General features: G+C 53.3%; 1 protein-coding gene. It reads left to right on the forward strand.

The genetic code is table 11. The annotated features are described in order from the left end of the window. Positions 1-79 precede the first annotated feature (79 nt). On the forward strand, positions 80-1,552 hold the full coding sequence (locus GVK32_RS28585; protein ID WP_227697935.1) for an IS1182 family transposase: 1,473 nt from the start codon (positions 80-82) through the stop codon (positions 1,550-1,552). Positions 1,553-1,598: the final 46 nt, after the last annotated feature.

Below are 1,598 nucleotides of genomic sequence, written 5' to 3' on the forward strand. Positions count from 1 at the left end.
TCAGATTGATGACAAAGTCCTGGCCGTGAGGCCAGGACTTTGATCTAATAAGGTCAGTGCAAAAAATGGACTGACTGCCATGCTTAGAGAACCTTCCCCCCATCAATATCAGTTTGAAACCATTACTCTCGATGAACTGGTTCCTGAAGACCATCTGGTCCGTCAAATCGATGCCGCCATCGATTTTGAATTCATTCGCGATGCCGTTGCTCATCTTTACTGCCCCGACAATGGCAGGCCTGCTATCGACCCCGTTCGCCTGATTAAAATGATGCTGTTGGGCTACCTCTTCGGTGTCCCCTCCGAACGCCGTCTGGTCAAGGAAATACAGGTCAATGTCGCTTATCGTTGGTTCCTGCGCATGGGCTTGACCGAGAAGGTCCCGGACGCTTCTACCCTTAGCCAGAATCGTATTCGTCGGTTTAACGGCAGTGATGTCTTCCAGCAGATTTTTGACCATATCGTCTTACAGGCTTTGGGCCAGGGTATGGCAAACGGTCGTGTGCTCTACACCGACAGCACCCACCTGAAAGCCGATGCCAACCCGCGCAAGGCAGTGAATGAACTGCGCCCCGAAGGGGTCAGTGAATACTTCACACAGTTGAATGAAGCCGTGGAGGCCGACAGGAAAAAACGCGAAAAAAAGCCGCTGCCCACCGCAAGAAAAACAACCAAAAGCGACGCCGTTAAAAACACCAAAGTCAGCACCACCGACCCGGAAAGCGGGTTCATGCACCGGGACAACAAGCCGAAGGGCTTCTTCTATCTGGACCATCGTACAGTGGATGGGAAGCACGGCATCATCATGGATACGCATGTGACACCAGGCAATGTCCATGACAGCCAGCCCTTTATCGGGCGACTCGAACGGCAGGTAGAACGCTTCGGTCTGGAGCCCGTGGCGGTAGGCGTGGATGCGGGTTACTTCACCTCGGCGGTCTGCCATCTGACACAAGAGATGGGTATCTCGCTGGTTCCTGGCTATCGCCGGCCTCACAAAGGTCAGAATGACTTCCAGAAGAAACACTTCCAGTATGACGACAAGCGCGACGTGTATGTCTGCCCGGCAGACGAGTTGCTGAACTACGGCACGACAGACCGCAATGGCTATCGGCATTACCGTTCAAACCCGGCAGTGTGCCAGGGGTGTAGCCAAAGGCAGCAGTGCACACAGAACAACAAGGGGCAGAAAACGATAACCCGACACGTCTGGGAAGCATCGAAAGAGGAGGCTAACAGGTTACGGCTGACGAAATGGGGCAAAAAGATATACGCACGACGCAAGGAAACGGTGGAGAGAAGCTTCGCAGACGCGAAACAACATCATGGGCACCGATATGCGCGGTTCCGTGGACTGTCGAAAGTCCAGATGCAGTGCCTGCTGGCAGCGACAGCGCAAAATATGAAGAAGATGGCGCTGCTGGCGCTTCTTTGTTGTCTTTATATGTGGCTGAAAGCGTTCAGGGAAGGGCCGAAAACCGCCTTGAGCGAGCTGAATGTTCAAATGGCGAGGTCATGGAAAAATATAGCGATCGCGACCTGCGGTCGCTAGAAAAGAAGAACCCCACCTAAAAAAGTGGGGTTAGTCAGCAGTCTGA

Source organism: Klebsiella sp. 18074 (assembly GCF_902705905.1).
Lineage (GTDB): Bacteria > Pseudomonadota > Gammaproteobacteria > Enterobacterales > Enterobacteriaceae > Klebsiella > Klebsiella terrigena.

Coding starts and splice junctions, on each gene's coding strand:
- GVK32_RS28585 (WP_227697935.1), top strand. CDS start 80: ATGCTTAGAGAACCTTCCCCCCATCAATATCAGTTTGAAACCATTACT.